Origin of the sequence: Sphingomonas sp. LH128 (genome assembly GCF_000293195.2) — a bacterium.
GTDB lineage: Bacteria > Pseudomonadota > Alphaproteobacteria > Sphingomonadales > Sphingomonadaceae > Novosphingobium > Novosphingobium resinovorum_A.
Map to the genome: position 1 here is coordinate 1 of NZ_ALVC01000198.1, position 23,551 is coordinate 23,551.

17 protein-coding genes, 1 pseudogene and 1 riboswitch are annotated in these 23,551 nt (G+C 66.4%); of the genes and pseudogenes, 7 read left to right on the forward strand and 11 right to left on the reverse strand.

Translation table 11 applies throughout. The features are described 5' to 3' along the window. The 3 genes and pseudogenes from LH128_RS16180 to LH128_RS16190 form a co-directional block, all read right to left on the reverse strand. Window positions 1–211: pseudogene (locus LH128_RS16180) on the reverse strand (methylated-DNA--[protein]-cysteine S-methyltransferase); the annotation flags it as partial. A 71-nt stretch (window positions 212–282) separates the two neighbouring features. Then, window positions 283–1,629 (reverse strand): aromatic ring-hydroxylating oxygenase subunit alpha, encoded by a 1,347-nt coding sequence (locus LH128_RS16185; protein WP_008830739.1) that lies wholly within the window; start codon window positions 1,627–1,629, stop codon window positions 283–285. After that, entirely contained in the window at window positions 1,626–2,981 is a 1,356-nt protein-coding gene (locus LH128_RS16190) for an aromatic ring-hydroxylating oxygenase subunit alpha (RefSeq protein WP_037519806.1), read from the reverse strand. The genes LH128_RS16185 and LH128_RS16190 overlap by 4 nt, the downstream gene beginning before the upstream one ends. Window positions 2,982–3,149: 168 nt before the next feature. Here LH128_RS16190 and LH128_RS16195 point away from each other — a divergent pair, with 168 nt between their 5' ends. From LH128_RS16195 to LH128_RS16215, 5 genes are all read left to right on the forward strand, one after another. Next, a complete protein-coding gene (locus LH128_RS16195) occupies window positions 3,150–3,683 on the forward strand; it encodes a VOC family protein (protein ID WP_008830741.1) in 534 nt (177 codons plus the stop codon). A 119-nt stretch (window positions 3,684–3,802) separates the two neighbouring features. Beyond that, on the forward strand, window positions 3,803–4,468 hold the full coding sequence (locus LH128_RS16200; protein WP_008830742.1) for a murein L,D-transpeptidase catalytic domain family protein: 666 nt from the start codon (window positions 3,803–3,805) through the stop codon (window positions 4,466–4,468). Between the two features lie 57 nt (window positions 4,469–4,525). After that, window positions 4,526–5,116, forward strand: coding sequence for a hypothetical protein (locus LH128_RS16205; RefSeq protein ID WP_008830743.1), 591 nt, complete (start codon window positions 4,526–4,528; stop codon window positions 5,114–5,116). A gap of 4 nt (window positions 5,117–5,120) precedes the next feature. Then, window positions 5,121–5,747, forward strand: coding sequence for a glutathione S-transferase (locus tag LH128_RS16210; RefSeq protein WP_008830744.1), 627 nt, complete (start codon window positions 5,121–5,123; stop codon window positions 5,745–5,747). Window positions 5,748–5,815: 68 nt separating this feature from the next. After that, window positions 5,816–7,150 (forward strand): dicarboxylate/amino acid:cation symporter, encoded by a 1,335-nt coding sequence (locus LH128_RS16215; RefSeq protein ID WP_008830745.1) that lies wholly within the window; start codon window positions 5,816–5,818, stop codon window positions 7,148–7,150. 68 nt (window positions 7,151–7,218) lie between these two features. Here the strand turns inward: LH128_RS16215 and pnuC are convergent, their stop codons facing one another. The 8 genes from pnuC to LH128_RS16255 all read right to left on the reverse strand — a co-directional run bounded on the left by pnuC (window position 7,219) and on the right by LH128_RS16255 (window position 18,802). Then, window positions 7,219–7,794 (reverse strand): nicotinamide riboside transporter PnuC, encoded by a 576-nt coding sequence (gene pnuC, locus LH128_RS16220; RefSeq protein WP_008830746.1) that lies wholly within the window; start codon window positions 7,792–7,794, stop codon window positions 7,219–7,221. After that, on the reverse strand, window positions 7,794–8,885 hold the full coding sequence (locus LH128_RS16225; protein WP_008830747.1) for a phosphotransferase enzyme family protein: 1,092 nt from the start codon (window positions 8,883–8,885) through the stop codon (window positions 7,794–7,796). Before LH128_RS16225 ends, pnuC begins: the two co-directional genes overlap by 1 nt. A gap of 43 nt (window positions 8,886–8,928) precedes the next feature. Beyond that, complete coding sequence (locus LH128_RS16230; protein WP_008830748.1) at window positions 8,929–11,226, reverse strand: TonB-dependent receptor; 2,298 nt, start codon at window positions 11,224–11,226, stop codon at window positions 8,929–8,931. A gap of 32 nt (window positions 11,227–11,258) precedes the next feature. After that, a riboswitch (TPP riboswitch) is annotated at window positions 11,259–11,368 on the reverse strand. 53 nt (window positions 11,369–11,421) lie between these two features. After that, window positions 11,422–12,183 (reverse strand): GntR family transcriptional regulator, encoded by a 762-nt coding sequence (locus LH128_RS16235; protein ID WP_008830749.1) that lies wholly within the window; start codon window positions 12,181–12,183, stop codon window positions 11,422–11,424. Window positions 12,184–12,288: 105 nt separating this feature from the next. After that, window positions 12,289–14,019 carry an N-acetylglucosamine-specific PTS transporter subunit IIBC gene (gene nagE, locus LH128_RS16240; protein WP_008830750.1) on the reverse strand — a complete coding sequence of 577 codons (1,731 nt, stop codon included), beginning with the start codon at window positions 14,017–14,019 and terminating at the stop codon, window positions 12,289–12,291. Further along, window positions 14,016–16,562, reverse strand: a complete 2,547-nt coding sequence (ptsP, locus tag LH128_RS16245) for a phosphoenolpyruvate--protein phosphotransferase (RefSeq protein WP_036526591.1) — start codon at window positions 16,560–16,562, stop codon at window positions 14,016–14,018. Before ptsP ends, nagE begins: the two co-directional genes overlap by 4 nt. Before the next feature lie 36 nt (window positions 16,563–16,598). Then, complete coding sequence (nagA, locus tag LH128_RS16250) at window positions 16,599–17,738, reverse strand: N-acetylglucosamine-6-phosphate deacetylase (protein ID WP_008830752.1); 1,140 nt, start codon at window positions 17,736–17,738, stop codon at window positions 16,599–16,601. Beyond that, entirely contained in the window at window positions 17,735–18,802 is a 1,068-nt protein-coding gene (locus tag LH128_RS16255; RefSeq protein WP_008830753.1) for an SIS domain-containing protein, read from the reverse strand. The genes nagA and LH128_RS16255 overlap by 4 nt, the downstream gene beginning before the upstream one ends. Before the next feature lie 490 nt (window positions 18,803–19,292). Here LH128_RS16255 and LH128_RS16260 point away from each other — a divergent pair, with 490 nt between their 5' ends. Both LH128_RS16260 and LH128_RS16265 read left to right on the forward strand, forming a co-directional pair. Then, complete coding sequence (locus LH128_RS16260; RefSeq protein ID WP_008830754.1) at window positions 19,293–22,010, forward strand: TonB-dependent receptor; 2,718 nt, start codon at window positions 19,293–19,295, stop codon at window positions 22,008–22,010. Between the two features lie 84 nt (window positions 22,011–22,094). Beyond that, window positions 22,095–23,551 (forward strand): alpha-N-acetylglucosaminidase TIM-barrel domain-containing protein (locus tag LH128_RS16265; protein ID WP_008830755.1); only part of this gene is annotated, 1,457 nt, incomplete at its 3' end.

Consider the following 23,551-nt stretch of genomic DNA (forward strand, 5'->3'; position numbering starts at 1 on the left):
CAAACACGCGTCGCCCGTCCGCGAAGTATTCGCGCAGCTGTGTCTGCGTGGCCGCTAGAACCGGATGTTCTTCGTCGATCAGCGGACCAAGGGGAACCCGGTCCGGCCGATCATTCTCCCACAACACCGCGACCAGCCCGGCGTCGCCGCCCACCAGCGTGAGTTCGCCCACCGGCGACGGCATCGTGCGGCGATAGAGAGGCTGTTCCATCCGCGCCTCCTTGCCGCCGCGGCGCCGGGTGTCAATCCGTCAGAGGATCATAACCGGAACATTTGTGCTATCTAACCTTTCAGCCAACGGTCCAGTTCGACGTGGAAATGCCTCAGCCGGGCTTCCTGCTCGCCCCAGAGCGGGCCACGGAATCCCCGCGAACGCGCGCCCGCCTGAACGATCGGCAGCAGGTCGGAGTCCTGATCCAGAACCTCGCCCATACCCGGCGGTTCGCCGAGCCCGGTATGGACCACCTCGGGCCGCGTCGCGCCCGTCACGTCGACGTCCGCGCCCAGCCCCATCCAGCCCGGCGCGCCATAGCCGGGCGCATCGACGTGGCGGTAGAGGATGGTGGTCTCGTAGGTGAACTGCTCCGGATCGCCGGCGTGCGGCTTGAAGCGATGGAGGAACACCGCCTCGGGGTGGCAGCCGATCTGGGTATTGGGAAATATCCCGAAGATCGTCGCATCGGTCAGTTGCGCATCGGAGAAGTGCGAGTAGTCCAGCCCGATCCGCGCCGCCCTTTCGCGCTTGGCATGGGCCACCGCGGCGCGGCTTTCCATGGCGGTGCCGGTAAAGCTGCCGGGATCGACGCCCGCGTCGGCCAGCAGCATGGCGATGCCGGGATTGATCCTCTCCTGATCCGGGAAGTGCGAGTTGGGCTGGGCCATCGGCACGAACTGGCGAGAAAGGCCGTGCGGGAAGAGGTCGATGTGCGTACGGTCGTCAATCACCCCCATCGTTTGCGGATGGATCGCGTGGAGGTGATAGCTCTCGTAGAAAGCGTCGATCCCGCCCTTCCAGTTCGCCGCCCAGTCCGACCGGCGATGCTGGACGACGTGCATCCGGTCCATGCCGTAAGTCTCCAGCATCGGCAGGATCGGTGCGAGGAACTCGGCCAGCGGCCGCGCGCCCTCGTCCATGTTGATGAACACGAGGCCCGCCGCTTCCTCCGCGCGAACCGAGGTCAGGTCGGTGCCATGGCAGAGCACTTCGGGACGGAAGGTCTCGGCGTCGGTCACCTTCTGGTTGTGCCCGTCGATCCCATAACGCCACGAGTGAAACGGACAGGTGAAACTGTCCTGGCTGCCCATCTCTCCGGTGACGAGGCGGCTGCCCCGGTGCGGGCACACGTTGTAGTGCGCCGCGACCGAGCCGTCCGCCTGCCGCACGACGATGAAACTCTCTGGTCCGGTATCGAACTTCACCCAGTCGCCGGGCTCGGGAATATCGCTGGACGGCGCGGCGAGCAGCCAGGTGCGGGCGAAGACCTCATCCCATTCGCGGGCGAAGAATTCGGGCGAGGTGTAGCGCGCGGGATCAGGCCGCTCGGTGCCGTTGTCGATCGCCGGGGCGGGCTGGTCGAACGGATGATCGGAGCCCTTGTGGACGGTCCAGCTGCGCGGATCGTAGTTCATGCGCCTGCCTCCATCCGGCGGTCGAGTTCGGCGTGGAAGTGGCGCAGGCGGCCTTCCTGCTCGCTCCACAGCGGCCCCCGGAAACCACGCGAGCGGGCGCCCGCCTGCACGATGGGCAGGAGATCAGAGTCCTGGTCCAGCACTTCGCCAAGCCCCGGCGGCTCGCCGAGGCCCGTGTGGACGATCTCGGGCCGGGTGGCGCCGGAAAGGTCGGTGTCCTCGCCCAGCCCCATCCACGCCGGAGCGCTGTAACCGGGCGCGTCGACGTGGCGATAGAGGATACAGGTGTCGTACGTGAACTGGTTCGGATCGCTGGCATGCGGCAGGAAGCGATGGAGGAAGATCGCCTCCGGATGGCAGCCGATCTGGGCATTGGGGAACAGACCATAGACCACGGAATCGCTGAGCTGGCTGTCGCTGAACCGCTCATAGCCGAGCCCGAGGTCTGCCGAACGGCGGCGCTTGGCCTGCTGCACCGCGCGGCGGGTCTCGGCGGCGGTGCCGTCGTACGTCTCGGGATCGATCCCGGCGTCGCGCAGCATCGACTGGATGCCGGGGTTCACCGTCTCCTGATCCCCATAGCGCGCGGCGGGCTGCGCGAAGGGCACGAACTGGCGTGAGAGGCCGCCCGGCCAGAGGTCGATCTGGGTGCGGTCGTCCATCAGGCACTGCGTCTGCGGGTGGACGGCATGGAGGTGGTAGATCTCGGCGAAGGCATCCACCCCGCCCTTCCAGTTCGCGCCCCAGTCGGAGCGGCGGTGCTGCACCACGTACATCCGATCGATGTCGTAGAGTTCCAGATGCGGCAGGATCGGCGCCAGCCATTGCTTCAGCGGCTCGACCTGCGGGTCCATGCAGATGAACACCAGCCCCACCGCCACCTCGCAGCGTACCGAAGTGAGATTGCGGTCATGGCACAGGACTTCGGGCCGGAACGTCTCCGGATCGGTCACCGCGACGTTGCGGCCCTCGAGGTCGAACTTCCACGAATGGAACGGGCAGGTGAAGCGGTCGAGCGAGCCGAAGTCCGAGGTCACGAGGCGGCTGCCACGGTGAGGGCAGACGTTGTAGTGCGCATGGATCGCGCCGTCGTCGCCGCGCACGACGATAAAACTCTCGGGACCGACATCGAAAGTGAAGAAGTCCCCCGACTCCGGAATGTCGGATGCAGGCCCGGCCAGCAGCCAGCTCCTGGCGAAGACCTTCTCCCACTCCTCGCGCATGAAGGCGCGGTCGTGGTAGCGGCGCGGGTCGGGTCGCCCGGTGCCGTTGTCGATCGCGGGCGACACCCGCGCGTTGAACGGATGCGGCGTGCCGACATGGATGTTCCAGTCGTCGAAATCGAGCTTCATCATGGTCATCCCTCTCCTCTGGGATCCACCGGGCGGCCGTCTCTCATGTCCGACTCACCCTCGGGGTGGACATTCAGTAGAAAACAGTCATGAATGTTTTTCAAGAAGGATCGCGATCACCCGTGCCGACCGGACGCGGGAACGCGGCATAGCGGGAGAGTGACGGAGATGAGCCGCATCTATGGCAGGATTTTCCAGATCGCCTACGTCGTCCCCGACATCGACGAAGCGGTCGAGCACTGGACGAAATCGATGGGAGTCGGACCGTTCTACGACTTCCCGATCCCCCTTCCCTTCGAGGAACTTTCCGTCGCCGACAGCCCTGCATCGCTGGACGAACCGATCTTCGGCGGCGTCTCGATCAGCTACAGCGGCGACACGATGATCGAACTGATCCAGCCCGGCGCGGCGCCGTCCACCTACCGCGATTTCCTGGAAAGCGGCAAAAGCGGCGTGCATCACTACGGCACCTGGATCGATGACTACGAGGCCACGCTGGCACAGGCACGGGCGGACGGCGTGCCCGTGCTGCTGGAAGGCCGCCTGCCGCTGTCGCGCTTCGCCTATCTCGATACCGCGCGCAACGGCCTCAGCCCTCTGATCGAGGTAATCGCACCGCTGCCGCCGATGGTCGAGTTGTTTGCCATGATCAAGGACGCGGCGGCAGCCTGGGACGGCAGCGATCCGCGCCGCTCGATCTGAAAAGCCCTTGCGAAAATGGCCCAAGGCATATCCGTAACGGATATGGTCCGATTTGAAGTTTCCTCGAGAAACCCCATATCGGGCTCATGACGGAAGAATCCTCCCGATTGAGCAGGCGTATGCTCATGGCCGGAAGCGCGGCCGTTGGAATCGGCGCGCTGGCGCAGTCCACCTCGAGATCGCTCGGGCCGTTGGCGCCGCCAGCGCCCGTGCGTATTCCGGCACCGCCGAAGCTGGTCGAAGCGCGTCCCGCCGCTCCGCGTTCGGCATTCTCCACCGTCGATCCCAAACTGCTGCGCAAGGCGCTCGCCTCGCTCGATCGGCATTCGAAGCTGATCAAGGCCCACGACCGGATCGCCATCGTCGATTTTTCCGCGCCGTCCTCCGAGATGCGCCTGCATTTCCTCGACGTGATCGACGGCAAGGCGTCGAAGCTGCTGGTCGCCCACGGTTCGGGTTCGGACCCTCATCATACGGGCTTCCTCGAGCGGTTCTCCAATGCCTTCGGTTCCAATGCATCCAGCGAAGGCGCCTTCCTCACCGATGACTACTATGTCGGCAAGCATGGCCGGTCACAGCGCCTGATCGGGCTCGATGCGACCAACAACAATGCGCTGGACCGCGCGGTCGTGGTCCATAGCGCGTGGTATGCGAATGACGACATGATCCGCGCGCACGGCAAGCTCGGGCGCAGCCAGGGCTGTTTCGCGGTGGGTGAGAACAAGCTCGACGATGTCTTCCGGTTTCTCGGCAAGGGACGGATGATCTACGCCGGACGGGCTTGAGCCGGGCGGCTTGACTGGCCTATGGGCCAAGCCCCGTCCTCTCCTGCCGAGAATGCCATGCCTCCCGTGAAAGACCTCGCCCAACTTGGCCAGCGCGTCGCCGCCACCCATGGCTGGGCCACCGCCAAGGCATTCAAGGCTTACGCATGGACCGAGGCCGACCAGGCGCGCATCGCGGCAACGGCCGCCGACCTGCTCAAGGTCTTCCCGAGGCAAGCCGGTTCGGGAATGCTGCTGAGCACGGCACTTGCGGTGCAACTCGAACGCCGTCTTGACGCACCCGTCGTCCTGGTAGCCGGTACGCTGAGCATCGACGGCATGCCGGTTCAGGGCGACCGCCGGCCTTTTGATGGCCCGCAAATCTTCGGAGAAGTCGGGGGTGAGCCCGCATGGAACGGCCATTTGTGGATCATGGTCGGCGCCCATGTCGTGGATGTCGCCATCTTCGGGCTCGCGCGCTCCGCCGACTGCCGCCCCGAACTCGCCCGCCATGTCCATTCGGTGTTTGGGCCGGACAAGGGCCTCTACGCCGACGAGTGGCGCCGATCGCGGCGCGTCGGTCTCGAATACGAGCCGCAATATGTGCTGAGCCCGGAAGACGTCGATCGACTGATGACCGCCGCCTATCGCCTCATGTCCGGCGACTGACGCAGTGCCCGCTCCGATCCTCTACAGCTTCCGCCGCTGCCCTTATGCCATGCGGGCGAGGCTCGCGGTGATCGTGAGCGAGACGCGCTGCGAACTGCGGGAAGTCAAGCTCTCCGCCAAGCCAGAGGCGATGCTCGCCATATCGCCGAAAGGCACGGTTCCGGTGATGGTCGTGCCGGAGGGCGAAGTCATCGACCAGAGCATCGACATCATGCGCCGGGTGCTGGGCGCAAACGATCCCGAAGGCTGGCTTGAGCGCGACGATCCCGCGCTCATCGCCGTCAACGACGGACCGTTCAAGCACGACCTCGACCGCTACAAGTACCCCGAGCGTCACGGCGGAGACCCCTTGCGGCACCGCGCCGGGGGCCTCGATTTCCTGCGCGAACTGGATGTTCGGCTCGACCGTACCGCAAACCTCTCTGGCGCATCGCGCGGACTGGCCGACGCAGCGGTCATGCCTTTCGTCCGACAGTTCGCAGCGGTCGATGCGGACTGGTTCGCCGAAAATGCCCCGCTCAACGTGCGGGACTGGCTCGCTCGCCATCTCGCGTCCCCATTGTTCGAGGCTGCAATGGTTCGCGTACCGCCCTGGACGCCTGAAACCCCGCCGGTGATGTTCCCGGCCTGAGGCAACGTTTGCCGCGTTCGGACTTTGTCTCTCAAAAGGCAGGCGACGTCAGGAGACAGACCGAAGGCATGGATCAGGCCAGCGAAACCTCCGACAGCGCGCCCGGTCGCACGCGTCACAACCGGCTGCAGCTTCGCATCCTCGCAGGCTTCGTGCTCGGGCTCGGCTCGGGGCTGCTGACCTACACGCTTGCGCCCGATGCCGCTTGGATCGCACCCCTCGTCGAATATGTGACGATGCCGATCGGGCAGATTTTCCTGCGCCTGCTGTTCATGCTGGTGCTGCCGCTGCTGTTCTCGGCGCTGGTCATCGGCATTGCCGAGATGGGCGAGATCCGCGCGCTGCGAAAGGTCGGCGTGGCCACGCTGGTCTATACGCTGATCGTCTCGGGGATCGCGGTCGCCATCAGCCTCGCCCTCGTGAACATCCTCAGGCCAGGCGAGGGAGTGGACCGGCAGGCAGCGCAGGAACTGCTTGCCAGGGGCGCGGATTCGGCGGGGAGCATCCTGCAGACTTCCGCGAAATCGACCACCGGCGTCGATGCCGTGCTGGCGCTGGTGCCCTCCAACGTGATCACCGCGATGAGCGAGAACGACATCCTCGCCGTCATGTTCTTCGCGCTGTTCTTCGGCATCGGCCTCCTGCTGGTGCAGAGCCCGCGCACCGAGACGCTCAAGAATACCATCGAAGGCGTCTTCGAGGTTGCGATGAAACTGATCGGCATCGTCATCCAACTCGCGCCGATCGCGATCTTCTGCTTCATGTTCAATCTCTCGGCGCAGTTCGGATGGGACCTGCTGGGCAAGCTCGCGGCCTTCGCGGGGGTCGTGCTGCTGGCGCTGGGCCTGCAGATGTTTGGCGTCTACCCCCTGCTCCTCGCCTTCATTGCGCGCAGGAATCCGATCGCCTTCTTCCGCTCGACCCGCGAAGTCAGCCTGTTGGCGTTCTCGACCGCGAGTTCCAACGCCACTCTGCCCACCTCGCTGCGCGTCGCAGACGAGGAACTCCGCCTTCCCAACAAGGTGGCGCGCTTCGTGCTGACGATCGGGGCTACCGCCAACCAGAACGGCACCGCCATGTTCGAGGGCGTGACCGTGCTGTTCCTCGCACAGTTCTTTGGCGTGGACCTGAGCCTGGGGCAGCAGCTTTACGTGATGGTCATCTGCATCCTGGCCGGGATCGGAACTGCGGGCGTTCCTGCAGGATCGCTTCCCGTGGTCGCCCTGATCCTGGGCAGCGTCGGGGTGCCGCCCGAAGGCATCGGCCTCATCATCGGCGTCGATCGCTTCCTCGATATGTGCCGCACGACCCTCAACGTCATCGGTGACCTCGTATGCGCCACCGTGATTTCGGCCGTGAGCGCTCCCGACAGAGCGGCGCCTGTTCGAACGCGGACGACCTAGCTGGGGCCGCAAGTTAGGCTAGAAGGTTTCGCACCTATCTCGAGCCCAAGGCGGTGACGGCGTGCCTATCAGGCTGCGGCTCGCCCTTGCCGTGCCGCCGCTGCCCGCCAGCGCCGGTAGCCGAGCACGGCAAGAGCGACCATCGCGGCGTAGAGCCCCGCCGTCAGCCACAAGTCCTTGAACGCGAACATGCCGACGTAGAGCACGTCCACCGCGATCCACAGCAGCCAGCTGGCCGACTGCCGCCGCGCCGTCCAGTACTGGGCGACGAGGCTGAAGCTGCTCAGCCCCGCGTCCATCCACGGCAAGGCGGCGTCCGTGTAGCGACTGGCGAGCCAGCCTATGGCAGCGGCACCGACCGCCCCGGCGCCGAGACCCGCCGCAGCGCCCAAGGGTGACAGCGGCTTGACGACGATGTCTCCGCTATCCGCCTTGCCCCGTGTCCATGCGGCCCAGCCATAGAGGATAGCGGCGCCGAACAACGCTTGCAGCACCATGTCGGAATAGAGGCGCACGTCGAGGAAAACCTTGAAATACAAGGCGCAGGCCAGCAGGTTGACCGGCCAGCACAGCATCCAGCGGCGGGCGGTGAACCAGATGCCGAGGAAGCTGACGACGACGGCGACAATCTCCAGTATCGACATCAGGCTGCGTCCTCCAACCGGCTCAGGAAATCGCGTCCCGGGGGGGACAGGAACCACTCGGCGTGGCCGATGAGATAGTCCTGCCACGCAAGATCGGCCTGACCGCGATCGGCGAGGATTCCTGCGAAATAATCGACTTCCGACAGGGCGAATTCGACATGCACCAGCGGCAACAGGCGGGCGATCGTATGAACATCCGCACCGGTCAGCGGGAGGACCGTCCGGTAGCCCGCGATCAATGCCCGAGCCGCCTGCGGATCGCCCGCATTTCCGCCGATTTCCAGCCAGGGAATGGCCGTTCGCTCGATCGCCGTGGCGAGGTCGTGGATAGCGCAAGTACGGGTCGCCAAACCGAAATCTATAACGGCACTCACAGTGCCCCTAACGGACCATAAGAGGTTGGAAGGGTGCCAGTCGTTGTGCGTCCATAGGGTAGGCCGACCCTTGATCCGGTCCACAATTCCCTCGCCCAGCGCATCGAACAGTCGAGCCAGTTCACGGCGCCATGACTTGCCATCGAGGTAGGCGTCGAGAGCCGGCCGTGCTGCCAAATAAGCCTCGGCCGACGCGAGCGGGTCGGACGAAGGCACGATGGTGAAGCTGGCGACCAGCGGACGATCATCTCGCGCCTCGGCTGCGAAATCCCGCGAAGCCGCATGCAGCCGGGCCAGCGCGACGCCAGCCTCGAAAGCATGATCATGCGAGAGGAAGGGCGTCCACGACTGCCGCTCGCGGTAGAGATCGATGCCCGGCGCCCGGCGATGGAGTTCGTATGTCCATTCCCCCTGCGCCACCGCTCCGCCGCCGTCCGACGTCACCATGACATCGGGCACGCTCAGCCCTTTCGCCCGCAGATGTGCCATGAAGGCGTGCTCCTCGCCCAGCGCGGCGCGGGAGCGCACCGCGCGGTGGTGGCGCTTGAGGAACAAAGTTTCCCCGCCCGCCTCTACCAGCGTCGCGGCCGAGAATGGACGGGGCGAATGCCAGCGCAGCGCTTCCACTCGCCCGACTTGCGGGAAGTGCGCGAGAACGCCTTCCGCCTCGGGCTCGGTTATCGCGGGCCAGACGGGCGCCTCAAGCTCCGTGCCCATCCCGTGCACGAGATGGTCCGCCCGAGACACCGCGCCGCTCATGTCAGAACGCGCGCGACAGCGTCGCCACCACCGCCCGGCCGCCGCCGATGTAATAAGCGGGCGCAGAACCGGAGATCACCGTCCCGTTACGCCCAACGGTGTCCTGCGCGTTGCTGCTGACCGAGTACACGCCCGAAAGCACGCGCGGATTGGTCACGTTGATCGCGTTGACCCGCAAGTCCATGCGCTGCGCATCGATCAGCCCGGCCAGATGCACACCGATCGCTAGGTCGAGCGTCGCATAGCCCTTGATGCTCTCGTCGTTCATGAACGACGAATATTGCCGCCCAACGTACTTGAGCGCGGTGCTGCCGAACAGGCGCCCGTCGTCATAGGTGCTGCCCACGGCAAACTGGAACTCGGGGCTCGAAACCGCGCGCTTGCCCTTCGTCGGCAGATAGTCGCCGCCGATAGCCAGATCGTCGTCCTGCCGCGTGTGCAGATATTCGCCCGAGGCGTAGATGCTCACGCCCTTGGCCGGGCGATAGTCGATCTCGGCATCGAGGCCGTAGCTGGTCTGACTGCCGCCATTGACCGTAGAATTGACCAGCGCCCCGCCGCTATTGATCACCGTCGCCACCTGCCGGTTGCGGAAGTGGTAATGGAACGCGGTCAGCGAAAATGACAGGCTCGGCCCGATATAGCGATAACCCAGTTCCTCGGAGACCGAGTACTCGTTCTTGAGGTTCGAAGTCCCCTGCTGCACCACCTCGCCGCCATAGTAGCTGTTGTAGAGCGCGAACTCGTTAGGCGTGCGGAAGTTCGTGGTCACGTTGGCGAACAACTGCTGCCGCTCGTCCAGCTTGTAGTGCACCGACGCGCGCGGAAGCGCCGCGAAGCTGTCGGTATGCACCTTGTCCTGCGGCCCCGGCAGATGGTTGCGGCCATTGCGCAGCAAATCCACGCCCTTGAAGCCCACATCGACGGTCAGGCGCGGCGTGACGGTCACGCTGTCGGCGACGAAGAAGCCCTTGGTCACCGTGACCGTACGCGCGTTCTCGTAAGCGAGCAGGCGGCCGTCCGCAGTGCGGATAGCCTTGCGCGGATAACCCCACTTGTCGAAGGGTTGCCCGTCCGCACCGATCGAGGTGTAGGTCTGCTGCACGCGGTCCGTGCCGTAGTCGAACCAGAGCCCCGCCGTGATCGTGTGCGCGCCGGCCTCCAGCGTCAGCTTGCTGACGTTGCCGGTCCGCATCTGCTTGCCGGTCCAGTTCCCCATCACCGTGGCGAGGCCGTCCACGGCGCCCGGCAGTTCCACCGGCTGCGTCAGCTCCTCGGTGCCGAGGTAATTGCCGGTCGTGGTCAACTGCGTCCCGTAAGGCGCATTGCCGTAGCCGAACTGGAGATACGTGGTGCTGTCGAGCGTCAGGCCGCTGCCGAAGTTCAGATGCACCGGCGCGGAGGCGTAGAGGTTACGGAACGGCGCGCGGTAAAGGCGCCAGTACCCGGTATCGCCCTCGGTATACTTCGTGCTGTAATTGAAACCGCGACCGTAAGCGCGCCAGTCGGCCAGCGTCGGCGCCGGATAGCCCGAAGTCTCGGCCTCGTTGAACGACAGGGCCAGACTGGCGCGGTTGCCCTCGCCCCATTCAGCGAGCAGCTTGGCGTCGATGTGCTGGCGCTTGTCGAAGCCCGGCCCCCGCCAGTTGTCGGCGCGGTTGTTGGAGTACGACACGAAGGCCTTGAGCCCGGTATTGCCGATCTCGCCGGTATCTAAGCGCGCGAAAACGCGCCGTTCGTCGAACGAACCGACCGACAAGTTGACCAGCCCGCCCATCCGCTCCTTGGGATCGTCCAGCGTCAGCGACAGCAGACCTCCCGCCGCCGCGACGACCGGCGCGTCGATGTCCGCTCCGCCCTGCACGAGCCTGACCTGACGCACGTTCTCGGCATCGGCGAACTGCGAGGGATAGGCGTTGTAATAGCCGATGTCGTTCTGCGGCGCCCCTTCCATCAGCACGCCGATCTGGTCCTGCCCCAGCCCGCGCAGTGTCAGGCTGGAACTGGCCGAGAGCCCGTAAGGGTCGCTCATCGATACATTGGCGCCGGGCAGCAGGTTCACCAGCTGGAAGGCGTTGAACGTCGGTGCCTGCTTGACGATGAACTCGGACGAGATCGCGCTGACCGCCTTGGGTTCGGTCTGGTCGGGCAGCAGGCCCTCGGGATCGGCATGACCGATGACCTGGATCGGCGAGGCATCGGCCTCGTCAGCCAGCGCCGGAGCCGCCGCGAACGCCGCCGTAAATAGGGCCGGGAATGCCAGCGCCGCGCCACAAAGATACGAAAAATTGCCCGTCATAGTCTCGCGTCCACTCCACTCGGAGGGATAACGGACCTGCCGCCAGCCCTCCCTACGCCGGTGTCAACCGGATCAGGTTCAGCGGGTCGTGGTCTGCTGACCACCTCTCAGCCGCGCATGAGCGGCCCCCCGGGGATGGAGCGCGCCTTAGGCGCTTCGATGCGAAGTGGGAAGCGATATTATTACAGGTTCGGGTCAGTAATCGCCCTGTTCGACGACGAGGTCATAAGCATCGCCCCGGTAGTAACAGTTGGTCGCCTCGACCAGACGGCCATCGGGCAGGAACGCGCGGCGCTCGATGGCAAGGCACGGATCGCCGGCCGAGATACCGAGCATTGCGGCATGTTCCGGGCTGAAACCCACCGAGCGCAGCCGCTGCAGCGCGCGCACCGGCCGGTGACCCTCCGCATCGAGGGCGGCATAGAGCGAATCCCCGACCACCTCGGGCGAGGGCAGCGCCCAGCCCGGGACGACGGCATGTTCGATCGCCATCGTCTCGCCGTCGGCGCAGCGGATGCGGTTGAAGCGCAGGATTCGCGAGCCCGGCGAGAGGCCGAGCAGCATCGCCTCGTCCGGCGTCACCACGCCTTCGGAGCGGTCGATCCACACGTTGGTCGGCTTGCGTCCGCGCGCGGCCATGTCCTCGGAGAAGGAGGTCATGATCGAGAAGCTCTTTTCCACGCGCTGGCCCTGATCGGATGCGCGCGGCGCGGCGACGAAGGTGCCCGCACCCTGCCGCCGCTCGAGCATGCCTTCGTCGACCAGGCCATCGACCGCCTTGCGGACGGTGACGCGCGAGACGCCGTATTCCTCCACCAGTTCGCGCTCGGTCGGCAGGGCCGCCCCCACCGCGATCCGGTGCTTTTCGATAGCGTCACGGATCAGCCGCTGGAGACGCATGTAGCGGGGGCCGGTCTCGCTGTCGCGAAGCGGGCCGATCTTGTCCACGGCTGCCATAGTTCTCCTCTATGTCCCGGCGATACGCCGGGAAAGGGATCGGGACAACACCAATATCATTAGTATCGCATTGGTATTGAAAATACTTGCCCTGCCGTCCTCGCCTCAGCTCGGCGAGCGCCAGCGCTCCACTGCGGCGGGCTCGAACAGGAGATGCCAGCGCGTGCCCACCAACGCGCCGCACCGCAGCCCATGGCCTGCCAGCGCTTCAAGGTCCGGTTTCGCGGAGGCATCTACGAGAAGACGCCCGTGCGTGGCCCATATCGCCGCGTCGGGGCCGATTGCCTTGCGCACATCCGCAGGCAGTCGGGCAGGATCGAACGCCTCGGTCCCATCCGCCTCGACTTTCGGCGAAGGCGCGGCGGCGGCAGGAGCCCTTGCCCCGCCGTGCGCCGCAGCGCGGATCTCGTCCGCCACCGCGTCCGCGATCGGGCCGAGCACAACCTGCAGGCCATGCGCCGAAGGCCGGATGATGCCCTTGGCGCCCAGCGCCCGCAGTTCCGCCTCATCGATCAAGCCCTGCTCCGCGACGACAAGGCGCAGGCGCGTGGTGCATGCGCCGATCTCGCGCAGGTTTTCCATGCCGCCAAGCGCGTCGAGGAAAGCCAGCCCCCGCTCCCCGGCGGGACGCTCGCGCCGCTCGGCCATGCCTGCGACTGCTTCTCGGCCCGGGGTCTTGAGGTCGAAACGCAGGATTACCCAGCGAAACACTCCGTAATAGACCGCGAAGTAAGCCAGGCCGACCGGCAACAGCAGCAGAGGCTTCTGCGCCTTGCCGAAGTTGAGCACGTAATCGAACAGCCCGGCGGAAAACCCGAAGCCGAGATGGACGTCCAGCGCCGACATCAACGCCATCGACACGCCCGTCAGCACCGCATGGACCACGAAGAGCACGGGCGCGAGGAACATGAAGCTGAACTCGATCGGCTCGGTCACCCCGGTCAGGAACGAGGTCGCAGCCAGGCTCAGCAGCATGCCTCCGGTCGCCTTGCGCCGCTCCGGCAGGGCCGAGCGGTACATCGCGAGGCAGGCCGCGGGCAGGCCGAACATCATGACCGGGAAGAAGCCCGTCATGAATGCGCCCGCGTCCGGGTCGCCCGCGAAGAAGCGCCGCAGGTCGCCGGTCGTGCCGTGATAATCGCCCAGCACGAACCACGCGACATTGTTGATGATGTGGTGCAGGCCCGTGACCAGCAGCAGGCGGTTGAGCAGGCCGTAAACGAAGAGGCCCCACTCGCCGCTGGCCAGCGCAAGACGGCTTATCCCGTCGATGCCGCTGTTCACGGTGGGGAACGCCGCGCCTACGATCCCGGCGATGACGACACCCACGGTCCCGCTGACGATCGGCACGAAGCGCCGCCCGCCGAAGAACGCCAGATATTCAGGCGCGCGGAAATTATGGAACCGGTTGTACGCGCTCCCCCCGACGATGCCCGAGACGATCCCGATCGGCACCGAGAGGCGCGCGATCTGCGACTGGCTCCAGGCCGCCGTGACGGCCGCCTGCAGGTTCGCAGCCACGCCGGCGGTAACCTCCGGCGGGATCGCCAGCAGCGCCCGCGCACCCTCGCTGGCGACAAGGAAGCACACGGCTCCCGCCAGCGGCGCGGCGCCATTGCCGTCCCGCGCGAAGCCGGTCGCGACGCCGATCGCGAACAGCAGGCCAAGGTTGGCGAACATGGCATTGCCCGCCGCGCTCACGAACTCCAGCCCCAGCAGGTCCGGCTGGCCCAGGCGCAGCAGCAGCGCCGCTACCGGCAGCACCGCGATCGGCAGCATCAGTGCGCGGCCGAGGCCCTGCAGCCTCTGGCCCAGCGATCTCGTCCAGCCCCTCACAGTCCCACCTCCCTGAGCATTTCAAGCGCCAGCGCGCGAACCTCGGCCGCGCTCGCCGCCTCCAGAGCCGCGCGTGCCAGCGCTGCGCATCCCGCATCCGTCACTGCAGCCAGCGTTGCCTTGATTTCGGCCACCTGCCCCGGCGCGGCGGACAGTTCCCCGACGCCGAGGCCGACCAGCAGCGGCACCGCCAGCGGGTCGGAGGCCAGGCCGCCGCACACCCCGACCCACTTGCCGACGCGGCTCCCGCCGGCGCAAGTCTGAGCGACAAGGCGCAGCACCGCCGGGTCCAGCCCGTCGAGCCCATCCGCAACCGCCGGGTTTCCGCGATCCATGGCTAGCGTATATTGCGTAAGGTCGTTCGTTCCGATCGACAGGAAATCACACTCCGCTGCGAGCAGATCGGCCATGACTGCGGCGGCGGGTGTCTCCACCATCACACCCAGTTGCGGGACAGCGACGCCGAGCCTCTCGGCCTCCGCGATCAGGACCTGGCGGACCGCGCGCAATTCCTCCACGCGGGCGATCATCGGCACCATGATGCGGATATCGCCCGATGAGGCCGCGCGCAGGATGGCCCGCAACTGCGTCGAAAGCACTTCCGGCCGCGCCAGCCCGATACGGATGCCGCGCAGCCCCAGCGCCGGATTTTCCTCCGCAGCGATGGGCAGGTACGGCGCAGGCTTGTCGCCGCCGATGTCGAGCAAGCGCACGATCAGCGGCCGCCCTTCCAGCGCCCTCGCGATCCCGCCGTAGCACGCCGCCTGCTCATCCTCGTCAGGCGCATCCGCGCGGTCGAGGAACAGGAACTCCGTCCTCAGCAGCCCGCAGCCCTCCGCCCCCTGCGCCAGCGCGGGCGCGACGTCGCCCAGGCTGCCAAGGTTCGCGAAGACCTCGATCCGGGTGCCGTCGGCCGTGGCGCCCTGACGCCCGGCCGCAGCCAATGCCGCGGCCCGGCGAGCCTCGCGCGAGGCCGCCGCCGCGCGGGCCTCGGTCACCCGCTCTGCGACAGGGTCGATCTCGAGCGTGCCGGCCTCCACATCGAGCACGACGGTGGTTCCGTCCGCAATGCCCAGCACCCCGCCGCCGAGCGCCACCAGTGCGGGCAGCCCCCGGCTCGCGGCGATGATCGCGACGTGCGAAGTCGGTCCCCCGCGCGCGGTCGCGAGCCCCACGACACCGCCGGGCTCAAGCGCCGCCACTTGCGAGGGCAACAGATCGTCCGCGACCAGAATGGCACCGGCAGGTGCCACCATCGCAGGAGGCTCGGTGCCCAGGAGTTGCCACTGCACCCGCAAGTCGAGGTCGATGAAATCCGCCGCGCGTTCGGCGAAACGGGTATCCCCGGTGGCGCGCAGTGCCCCCGCTTCGGCATGGAGCACGCGCCGCCAGGCCATGCCCGCGCTCACGCCGCCTGCGATCAACGCCTGTGCCGCTCCGGTCAGTTCCGGATCGTCGAGCAGCGCCAGATGGGCACCGAGTATCGCTTCTTCCTCGCCCTGCGCGGCGCCCGGCCTTCCAAGCGCGATCCGGACCGCGACAAGGGCATTGCGCAGCCGCGCGGTCTCCATTTCGGGACCGCCGCCGATTTCGTCGATCGCCGGCTCGGCCTGGACCGGCCGCCAGACCGGGCCGACCGCGATGCCCGGCGATGCCGCGACGCCGCGCAGGGCCGCTCCCGGCAAGGGCACAGGAATATCGGCGACGGAAACCGGCGCGACCGGTTCTCCGACGGATGCTTTGACCGGCCCTTCGACGGGAAACGGCGCGCCCTCGCCCATGCCGCTCTCGATCATCCGCGCAAGTTCGCCGAGCACAACCGCCGCATCCTCGCCGGTCGCCAGCAAGGTCACCGTGTCCCCATGGCGCACTGCCAGGCGCAGCATCGCCGTCGGGCTGGCGAGGGAGGCCTCGCGCCCTCCGGCAGCAACGCGAACCTCGGCGCCGTATCCGCGCACGACCTCTGCCAACCTCGCGCAAGGGCGCGCATGGAGGCCATGCGCGAGCGGCACCCGCACTTCGCGGCAAAGCTGTTCTTCCAGGGCCGCGGCGGGTCCGATGGACCGATCCGCGGTCACCGCCCCGTCACGAACGAGCAGGGCCATCGGATCGCCTGCCTCGACCGTACCGAACGGCGCAATCCACTCGATCACATACCCGGCCGGTTCGGTGACCAGCAGCGGGGTGACAAGACTGCGCGCCTTGCCGACGACCTCGTCGAGCGCCACGCGCAATAGCGGCTGTCCCTGGCCGACATGCTCGCCGATCCGGACCAGCGGCGTAAAACCGGCACCGCCGAGGCGCACGGTATCGAGCCCGAAATGCAGAAGCAGTTCCACGCCTTCGGGCAGGCGTAGCGTGACAGCGTGTCCCGCCTCATGGAAGCCGATCACTTCCCCGGCGGCCGGTGCGTGGAGCACTTCGCCCAGCGGGTCGATCGCCACGCCCTCTCCCAGCATGCCTCCTGCGAAGACCGGGTCGGGAACCTCTTCCAGCGGGCAGAGCCAACCGGAAAGCGGTGCACTGAGGGAAATGGACGGCATCTCGGTTCCCGGGAAATTAGACGATCGAAAAGGAAATCAGGCGAAGCGGCGGCCGCCGATCCAGGTCTGCGTCGGCCTGAGTGCACTGTCGAGCAGCGCGAAGTCGGCACGGTAGCCCGGCTCCAGCGAGCCGTAGTCACCGCCTAGCCCAAGAAATGCGGCAGGCGTGGCAGCAGCCATACGCGCCGCGACCGGCACGGCGATTCCGGTCATCGCGACGATGTTGCGGACGGCGCCCGCCATGTCGAGACCCGACCCGGCGAGCGTCCCGGCCGCATCGGTGCAGATGCCGTCGCGCACGAAAATCTCGTGCCCATCGAGGTGGAACGGCGCGCCTTCGTTGCCGACACCGGGCATGGCGTCGGTGACCAGCATGACGCGTTCCGGCGACTTCGCCTTGAGCGTGAGGCGCAGGACCGAAGGCAGGACATGCACGCCATCGGCGATCACCCCGCACCAGACCGCATCGTCATCGAACGCCGCGCCGATCAGGCCCGGCGCGCGGTGGTGCAGCGGCGCCATCGCGTTGAACAGGTGGGTGACGCCGGTGATACCGTGCGCGAAGCCGCTCGCGGCCTGTTCGGCGGTCGCGTCCGAATGCCCGGCGCTGAGGATAACCCCCGCCGCCGCCAGCTTCGCCAGATCGGTGGGATCGGCCAGTTCTGGCGCGAGCGTGACCATCACCCGGCCTTTGCGGGGGGCCGTGAGCAATGCCATCGTCTCCTCGCCCAGCGGGATCAGTCGCTCTTCGGCATGGATGCCCTTGCGGCGCGGATTGATGAACGGGCCTTCGACGTGAATGCCCACGACACCGGGGACGCCAGCCACGATCGCCTCGTCCACTGCGTCAAGGCCGCGCGCGATGACGGAGGGCTCCGCGCTGATCAGCGTGGGCAGGAAAGCGGTCGTGCCGTAGCGCACATGGGCCGCGCCGATCGCGGCGATGCCCTCGGGCGTAGGCGTGTCGTTGAAGAGTACCCCGCCGCCGCCGTTGACCTGGGCGTCGATGAAGCCGGGCAGCAGCCAGCCCTGTTCGAGATCGATGCTCTCGTCGGCCTGCCCCTGACCGAAGGCGTCGATCGCGACGATGCGATCGCCTTCGATAGTGATGCGCGCTTCGGAAAGTACCGCGTCGGGCACCGGAATGTGACCATTGAAGACATGGAGAATCATCATCGCGTGCGCGTCACCTTGGCGAGATAGGGCGGGCGGTCGGGATCGTTCCCGCGCGCGAGGGACAAGGCATTGGCCATGCGATAGAAAGACGCGATCGTCGCGAGCGGCGCAAGCTCCGCGCGTAGCGGCAGGGCCGGGAGGTGATGAACGCCTTCCTGCCCCTCATCCCGTTCGGAGGCCAGCCAGACGCGGGCACCGCGCGCCGCGAATTCACCGCAGAGCGTGCGAACGTCGTCTCCGGCGCTGTCGGGACCGGCGAAGGCGATCACCGGGAAACCCTCGCGCACAACCGCCATAGGCCCGTGCCGCACTTCGGCCGAGCTGAACGCCTCGGCGTGGAGGCCGGACGTTTCCTTGAACTTGAGCGCCGCCTCCTGCGCGACGGCAAGGCCATAGCCGCGCCCGATCACGAAGAGATTCGCGGCATCGCGCAGGCCTTCGCCCAAAGCGGACCAGTCCAGTGCGAAAGCGTCGTCCAGTGCGGCGGGAAGTGCGGCAAGATCCGCCTCGAATCCCGCGTCGCCGCTCCAGGCCGCCACGATCGCGGCGATACCCGCAAGGGAAGTGATGTAGGACTTGGTCGCCGCGACCGAACGCTCGGGTCCGGCGCAAAGCGGCAGGACGACGTCCGCCATCGCCGCCAGCGGCGACTCCTCGTCGTTGACCAGCGCCACCACGAGCGCGCCTGCCGCCTGCTGACGCTCGACGGTCGCCAGCATGTCGGGGCTGCGGCCCGACTGCGAGATCGCAAGGCAGAGCGCCCGCCCCGCCGAAGAGGCGACCTGCGCGTCGTAAAGCGATACCGTGGAAAACGCCGCAGATGTGGTGGGCACGCCGAGCAGCGTCTCCACAAGATACTTGGCGTAAGTCGCGGCATGGTCGGAGGAACCGCGTGCGCAGGTCACCAGCAGCGCGGGCGGATCGGCACGCAGCCTCTCGCCCAGCAGCGCGAGCGCCGCGCGATTGCGCGACAAAAAGCGCGATACCGCAGCCGCTGCCTCGGCAGCTTCGGCATGCATGAGCGTGACGCGGGGCTCGCCGCCCTGGCTTTCGGGCGATTCCATTTCGGAACCAGGGCTGGCGTATGCTGTCACGTTCGATGTTTCCTAGTTGGCGCGCGCCGATGCGAATCGGGAAATGTCGCGAACGAATGCCGCAACGACATTGGCATCATATGGCGCAAAATTCATAACACAATGGTATTTTAAAGGTATTTAAATACCAACGAATCGTATGACCTGCGATGGGCGACATCCAGGGCGACGGGCGGCTTCATCCTGCCTCAAGCTTCATGAAAACAGCAGAATTTCCACCACTTCGGTGACTTGCAGAGACGGATTGCGAGAACATCGCCGAACTGAGCGATCGATTCCGAGGCTGCCAATGATTGCAAACGGAAGCAATACCAAAATATTCACTTTCGTCTTCAAATGGACTTGACTTGCTTCAACGTCTTTGTGACATCATTGGGTAACAAATCAAAAAATGTTCGCAGGAGGTGCGGAGGGTCCACCGGGCTTTTCCGTTCCCAGAAACACGTCTCAGGGGGTAGTCATGACAAGTTCAGAACGCGTTATCGATCCGATTGCACGGCGCCTCGCCAAGGCCGCCCTGCTCCTTTCCAGCTGCGCACCGGCACTGCTGGTGCCGACCGGCCCGGCCATGGCCCAGGAAGCCGCCGCGCCCGCAGAGGGCGATGCCGCCGACATCGTCGTCACCGGCTTCCGCAGCAGCCTTGCCAACGCCCTCGACGCCAAGCGCAACGATGTGCGCGTGACCGATGGCATCTCCGCCGAGGACATCGGCAAGTTCCCCGCCGAAAACATCACCGAGGCAATTCAGCGCATCTCCGGCGTCCAGATGTCCAACATCAACGGTCGCGGCGCGACGATCAGCATCCGCGGCCTTGGCCCGCAGTATGCGATGACCACGATCAACGGCCAGACCTTCAAGAGCGCCGACTTCACCGACGGTTTCCGCTACGATATCATCCAGACCGAACTCGCCAATGCGATCGAGGTCATCAAGTCGCCTACGGCGGCGATGGACACCGGTGGTCTTTCGGGCACGGTCAACATCTCCACGCCCAAGCCGCTGGACTACAAGGACCGCCAGATCATCCTGTCGGTGAAGGGCCAGAACTCCGAATATGCGGGCGGCAAGATCACGCCCAAGATCAGCGGCAGCTACGTCGACCAGTTCGCCGACGGCACCATCGGCGTCTACGCCAACCTGGGCTACCAGAAGCTGCGCGACCGCGCCGACTACATGTGGATGGACCGCTGGGCCACCACCACCGTCGATGGCGCGACCGTGCAGCTCCCGCGCCGTCCGCGCTACCGCCGCATCGACCGCGACACCGAGCGGCTGATGGCCAGCGGCGGCCTGCAGTGGAAGCCGTCCGACCGCTTCGAGATGAACGCGACGGCGATCTACGCGCGTGACAAGACCGACTACGACCTCAACCAGCAGGTCTTCCTGTTCGACACCTCGCGCATCACCGTGAACGAAGTGAACAACGGCGTCGCCACCAACGTGACCGCCACGAACTTCACCATGGAGAACAACCGCCAGCACGAGGACCGCGACCTCACCAGCCAGGGCTACACCCTTGGCGCCAAGTGGAACGACGGCACCGGCTGGGTCGCCAGCACCACGCTGAACTACACCAAGGGCACGACCTATCAGGACGAGCGCGCGGCGATCGTCGGCATCAACATCCCGAGCGCATCGATCGATTTCACCGATCCGAGCAACGTCAACTTCACCGTCGGCACGGACCTTACCGATCCGGGCCTGTACCAGCGCAGTTCGCTGCTGCGTAACGAGTACCCCAACGGTGCTACCCGCCGCATGAACTCGTCGGAGAAGTCGGCGCAGTTCGACCTCAGCCGCGAGGTCACCTTCGGGCCGATCTCGAAGCTGAGCGCGGGCGTGAAGTATCGCCACGAAACCTTCAGCCGCTACGTCTCGCGCCACGACATGGTGGCGCTCGCCAATGCGCCGAGCGCGACCAGCAGCGTCTTCCCGGACATGACGACGACCTACTACCCGGTCTCCGGCTTCCTCAACGGCGCCTCGGGCATTCCGACCTCGTGGATCGGCCCGGACCTCAACGCCTACGAAAAGGCGCTCGCCGCCGCCGGGATCGTCGTCCCCGACATCTTCGCGCCGGAAGCGAGCTACAACGTCGATCGCTACATGCCCTCGGTCTACGCGATGGCGGACATCGACACGACCATCGCGGGCATGCCGCTGCGCGGCAACGTCGGCCTGCGTTACGAGCACACCAAGCAGAAGGTGCTCGGCAACGTCACCGAGCCACGCACCGACGGCTACGAGGAAGTGCAGCAGAAGATCGGCGAGTACACGCTCACCCAGAAGTACGGCAACTTCCTGCCCAGCCTGAGTCTTGTGGCCGAGCCGGCCAACGACCTGCAGGTCCGCTTCGCCGCCGCCAAGGTCCTGGTGCGTCCGTTCATGGACTCGCGCACCTCGATGGCGCAGACGACCTCGACTTCGGCGAACACCGATCCGGTCGGCACCAATACGGTCACCGTCGATCTCGGCCAGGCCGGCCTCAAGCCGCTGACCGCCAAGCAGCTCGATCTGGGCGTCGAGTGGTACTACGACCACGGCAACGCGCTCTCGATCAACGGCTTCTACAAGTGGATCAAGAACGGTACGTATTCGTCGCTGGTCTGCCCGACCTCGTTCGACGGCACGGCGCTGTCGAGCAACGCGGGCGGTGAGTGCGTCGATACCTCGGGCAACATCTACGACATCACCCAGACGCTCAACGACCCCAGCACGATCCGCGTGAAGGGCTTCGAGGTCAGCTGGACGCAGTCGTTTGACCGGTTCCTGCCGGTGGACGGCTTCGGCATCATGGCGAACTTCACGCGCGTCTACCCGCAAAAGGTCGCGATCGGCACCGGCTACACCATCCGCAACCTGTCGAAGGTGACCTGGAACCTCGTGCCCTACTGGGAGAACGAGCACTTCAACATCCGCGCGGCGATCAACCACCGCAGCGGCTACGAGCAAAACAGCGCTGACAGCTTCTTCGCCTATGCCGGCCACGTCGTGAAGGCGCGCACGCAGGTCGACATCAGCGGCGGCTATTCGCCCAACGAATGGCTGAGCTTCTCGGCCGGTGTCATCAACCTCAACAACAGCCGCGAGGAAGCGTACTACACCGACTCCTCGATCTGGCAGGAGAGCAGCTTCTACGGCCGCAGCTTCTACCTTTCGGCGACGCTGAAACTCTGACATCGCCATGACGACAAGGTGCGTGCCCGGGTCTGTGCCGGGCACGCACCAACCTGTTCAAGACTGTTGCAAGGACTACCCCCGATGACCGCGATCCGCATCCCGCGTCCGTTCAAGAAGGGGAGCCTGCGATGGGCGGGCACCGCCCTGCTGCTGGCCACCGCCGCGCAGCCTTTCGCGGTCGCTGCGAAAGACAATGCTTTCACCGTTTCCCCGGCCCCCTCTCCTCCGGCCGGTGAACAGCCCGGCGTCGATTCCGCCGCCGCCGCGCTGGCCCGCTTCGGCATTCCGGCCGACAGGCTCTCCCTCAGTCTGAAGCCGGATGCCGGGGCGGCGCACTACCGCGTGCGCATCCGCGGCGGACATATCGAGGCCGAAGGCACCTCCCCCGTCGCGCTGGTGCGCGGTGTCGCCACCACGCTGGAAAAGCTGGGACGCTTGCACGTCAGCTGGGAAGGCCGCCGCCTCGGCGCGCTGGACGCCCTGCCGGACATGGACACCGGCGAAGTCGCCTCACCCTTCGCGCTGCGCGCCTACCTGAACACCTGCACGTACGGCTACACCACCCCCTGGTGGGGCTGGGATCGCTGGGAGCAGGAGATCGACTGGATGGCCGCGCACGGCGTCGATACGCCGCTGGCGATGGAAGGCCAGGAATACGTCTGGCGCGAACTCTGGCGCGAAAGCGGCCTGAGCGAGACCGCGATCGCCGAGGGCCTCTCCGCCGCGCCGTTCCTGCCGTGGCAGCGCATGGGCAACCTTGCAGGCTACCGCGCGCCGCTGTCGTCGGGCTGGATCGAGAAGAAGCACCAGCTCCAGCTGCGCATCCTCGCGCGCATGCGTGCGCTGGGCATGAAGCCGGTGCTGCCCGCTTTCGCCGGATACGTGCCCGAGGCATTCGCCAAGGCGCATCCCAAGGCCCGCATCTACAAGATGCGCGCGTGGGAGGGCTTCCCGCCGACCTATTGGCTCGACCCGTCGGACCCGCTGTTCACGCAGTTGGCCGCGCGGTTCGTGACGCTTTACAACCGCACGTATGGCGAGGGTGAATACTACCTTGCCGATGCCTTCAACGAGATGATCCCCCCGATCGCCGAGGACGGCAGCGACGCCGCTGCCGCCGAGTACGGGGACTCCATCGCCAACACCGCCGCCACCCGCGCGGCGGCATTGCCGCCCGCAGTGCGCGATGCGCGCCTTGCTGCGTATGGCGAGCGGCTTTACGGCTCGATCACCGCCGCCGCGCCCAAGGCCACATGGGTGATGCAGGGCTGGCTGTTCGGCGCCGACAAGGCGTTCCGGACGCCCGAGGCGATCGCCGCCTTCCTCAGCCGCGTACCCGACGACCGCATGCTGATCCTCGACATCGGCAACGACCGCTACCCCGGCATCTGGCAGAAGACCGACGCCTTCGACGGCAAGGCGTGGACTTATGGCTACGTCCACAATTACGGCGGCAGCAACCCCGTCTACGGCGACCTCGAGTTCTACCGCCGCGACATGGCCGCGCTTCACGCCGATCCGCGCAAGGGCCGCCTGAC